This window comes from Paracoccus sp. (in: a-proteobacteria) (genome assembly GCF_047973135.1).
In the GTDB taxonomy this organism is placed as follows: Bacteria; Pseudomonadota; Alphaproteobacteria; order Rhodobacterales; family Rhodobacteraceae; genus Paracoccus.
The window spans coordinates 1-3632 of record NZ_JBKEBL010000215.1 but is presented as its reverse complement, the minus strand read 5'-3'; the positions used below and the strand labels follow the sequence as shown (position 1 = coordinate 3632).

At 64.6% G+C, this 3632-nt stretch carries 3 protein-coding genes; all 3 read right to left on the bottom strand.

Annotated features, from left to right (window positions below; translation table 11 throughout):
* Positions 1-159: 159 nt before the first annotated feature.
* Positions 160-1518 carry a glutamine synthetase family protein gene (locus ACK5L9_RS16365; protein ID WP_416912525.1) on the bottom strand — a complete coding sequence of 453 codons (1359 nt, stop codon included), beginning with the start codon at positions 1516-1518 and terminating at the stop codon, positions 160-162.
* A complete protein-coding gene (locus ACK5L9_RS16360; protein WP_416912524.1) occupies positions 1515-2213 on the bottom strand; it encodes a type 1 glutamine amidotransferase in 699 nt (232 codons plus the stop codon). Before ACK5L9_RS16360 ends, ACK5L9_RS16365 begins: the two co-directional genes overlap by 4 nt.
* 769 nt (positions 2214-2982) lie before the next feature.
* Positions 2983-3632: PhzF family phenazine biosynthesis protein (locus ACK5L9_RS16355; RefSeq protein WP_416912523.1), on the bottom strand; the 650-nt coding region annotated here is incomplete at its 5' end.

Sequence of the window (3632 nt, the reverse complement as noted above, 5' to 3'; positions counted from 1 at the left end):
TATCCCCGGATCTTCCCGGAATACGGGCTGCTGATCGAAAGCCATGCCAAGGCCCGCGAGGTTGAGCATGACGGCGAGGAACTGGATTCGGCGCGGGGCTGACCGGGACCGGACAGCGGCGCGGCAGGGGCGCGAGGCCCCCTGCCGAGGATATTCCGTTCAGACGTTCAGCAGCAGGTGCTCGCGTTCCCACGGGCTGATGACTTGCAGGAATTCCTGGTATTCATTGCGCTTGACCGATTCATAGACGGCGATGAACTCGTCGCCCAGAACGCCGCGCATCGGCGCGCTTTCGGACATCAGATCCAGCGCGTCGCCCAGATTATAGGGCAGTTCGTCCTCGGACATATAGGCGTCGCCCAGGCATTCGGCACGAGGGTTTTCTGCCTCCAGAAGGCCAAGATAACCGCAGGCCAGACTGGCGGCGATGCCCAGATAGGGGTTGCAATCCATGCCCCCCAGCCGGTTCTCGACCCGCCGCGCCGCCGGGTCTGACACCGGCACGCGAAGGCCCGTGGTGCGGTTGTCACGACCCCATTCCAGATTGATCGGTGCCGCGAAATCAGGGACATAGCGGCGATAGCTGTTCACATAGGGGGCCAGCAGTGCCACCGCCGCCGGCAGATGCCGCTGCATGCCGCCGATGAAATGCAGGAAGGCCTGTGTCTCGCGTCCGCGTTCGTCGGAAAAGATGTTCCGTCCGGTTTTCAGATCCACGACCGAGTGGTGGATATGCATGGCGCTGCCGGGCTCGTCCTCGATCGGCTTGGCCATGAAGGTCGCAAAGCAGTCATGGCGCAGCGCCGCCTCGCGGATCAGGCGCTTGAAATAGAAAATTTCGTCGGCCAGCGCGACCGGATCGCCGTGATTGAGGTTAATCTCGACCTGCCCGGCTCCGCCCTCTTGCAGGATGCCGTCGATCTCGAATCCCTGCGCCTCGGCGAAATCATAGATGTCGTCGATGACCTTGCCATATTCGTCCACTGCCGACATGGAATAGGCCTGCTTGGCCGCCGCCCGCCTGCCGCTGCGGCCCATGGGCGGGATGATCGGCTGATTCGGGTCGGTGTTGCGGGCAACCAGAAAGAACTCCATCTCGGGGGCGATAACGGGTCGCCAGCCCTTTTCGCGATAGAGGTTCACCACCCGTTTCAGCACGTTGCGCGGCGCGGCGGCGACGGGTTCGCCCGTCTGGTCGAATGCGTCGTGGATGACCTGCATCGTCCAGTCCGCCGTCCAGGGCGCAGCGGTTGCGGTGCTGAAATCCGGGGTCAGGATCATGTCGGGTTCGGTGAACGCGCCCGAGGGGTTGTCGGCCCATTCCCCGGTGATCGTTTGCAGAAAGATCGAATTTGGCAGATAGAACCGCTCCTGCCGTGCGAATTTCGACGCCGGCATGGCCTTGCCCCGCGCCACGCCCGCGATGTCGGCGACGATGCACTCGACCTCGTCCAATCGGCGATCAGCCAGATATTCCTTCGCGGCCTTTGGCACGCGGTCCATCCATGCGGCTTTCATGCAGCACCCTTGGCCACGGCGCGAGGCCGTTTGAAGAACGCCGCGATCCGGTCAGCCAGAAAGCCCGCCCCGGTTGCCTGCCCCATGCGCGCGACGGCCTGATCCAGCAAATCCTGCGGCACGACGCCTTTCGCCCGCGTCTGGATCAGCCCGTTGACGAAGGCATCGGCAAACTCGGGATGCGGCTGCACCGAATAGACCCTGTCGCCATAGGTCAGTGCCGCGATCTCGCAAAAGGCATTGCGGCCCGTGACCTGCGCTCCGTCGGGGATGGTCACGACCTGATCCTGATGCCAGGCGTTCAGCGTGACAGTCTGGCCGTCGAACTCGTATTCCTGCGCACCGACTGCCCAGCCGCCGGAATATTGGACGACCTTGCCGCCCAATGCCTGCGCGATGATCTGATGGCCAAAGCAGATGCCCACCATCGGCACGCCTGCCGCATAGGCCTGACGGATGAAATCTTCCAGCGGCGGGATGAAGGGATGATCCTCATAACTGCCGTGGCGCGACCCGGTCAGCAACCAGCCATCAGCGTCATGAATGCCGCCGGGAAACTGCATCCCCTCGACATGCCATGTCCTGAAGGTAAAGCCGTGGCCGTCCAGCAGCCGGACGAACATGTCGGGATAATCGCCCAGTTGCGGCTGCAACTGCGCCGGCGACTGGCCGCATTGAAGTATGCCGATACGCATAGGGATCCTGCGTGATTGCCTTTATCTCCAAAGTAGTCCCGCAGGCGGGGGGGCCGCAAGGGGCAGGCGGAAGGTCATCGGATGCGGTGCCGGAGATGTCGCGGTCCGGGCATGAGGTGATGGCGAAGGCGCTGGTCCGGTCGAAGAAACAAGTGCCACGCATCCGCAGGGAAGGTCAGCACCGGAACCGGCAGGCGTTGCACGGGCGGAAAGGGGGGCGGGTCGGGCAAAGCCCGACCCGTCGCTGCCGCCCGGCCCAAGGCGCGCTTCGCGCGCGCCCGGTCTGTGGTTGGAAAGGCAGGGCTCCATACCCCTTGCGCGGTCGGGGGAAAGCTGCCGCCCGCTGATTTTGATCACGAAATCTGCACAGCATCAGCGTCAAATCGAAAGGCTATGGCCCGCGCGGATTGCGCCACGATCCGGCTGGCAGCAGCGCCCGCCAACGGACTGACGCTCTGCCGCAGGCGTTTGCAGGGGGTCCGGGGGGCGCATAGCTCCCCCGGCCATCGCGGGACGCAAATTGGCGGCGGCACCGTCAAGCCAAAGATCCCCGGAAGGCGCGGCGGAGGTGTATAGCTGACGGAAGCCAATTTGATTATCAAATTGGCGCAGTATCAGCGTAAATTCAAAGGGTTATAGCCTTACAACATAATCAGAAGAAAGTCGTCAGGCTATACAGGCTGCGCGCAGGCAGGCCGCGCACCCCTCCGGTCCTTTGCCGGGAAAAAACATCCGGACGACACCATCGGAACAGCATCGTCAGGCTGGGTCAGCCCCCGGCGGGCGGGATGCGGATGCGGCCCTCGGCCACCGGCGCCGCCCGGCCCGCCACGCGGATTTCGGTGATGTCATTGCCTGCGCGGCGAATGGTCAGCGTGATCTTCGAGGGGCGACCCATCTCGATCCCCTGCCTCAGGGCGATCCGCGTTTCGGCCCCGCTCAGCGCGCCGCTGGCCTGCAATTGCGCAGCCAGCAGGGCCGAGGCCGATCCCGTCGCCGGATCCTCGGGGATGCCCGCTGTTGGCGAAAACAGACGCGCGCGATAGCCCGCGCCTTCCGGCGTGTACAGATAGGCCGCATCGACATTGGCGGCCTGCATCGCCTGCGACCAGAAGGGCTCGGCGGGTCGCGCGGCAGCAAGCGCCTGAAGGTCGGCCACGGGTACGAACAGAAATGCCGGGCCGCCCTGCCAGATGCCGGGGCGGTGGGCGTCAAAGCCGATGCTGTCGTCCGGCAGGTCAAGCGCGCTTGCAAGCAGCGCGGGATCGGCGGTTCCGGGATGCGCGACCGGCAGTTTGGGCGCGACAAGCTCTGCCAGACCGTCCGCGATGGCGACCGGCACGATCCCGGCTTCTTCCTCCAGCACCACATGTCCATCCCCTCCGCCCGCAAGATGCAGGGCGCAACCGATGGTCGGAT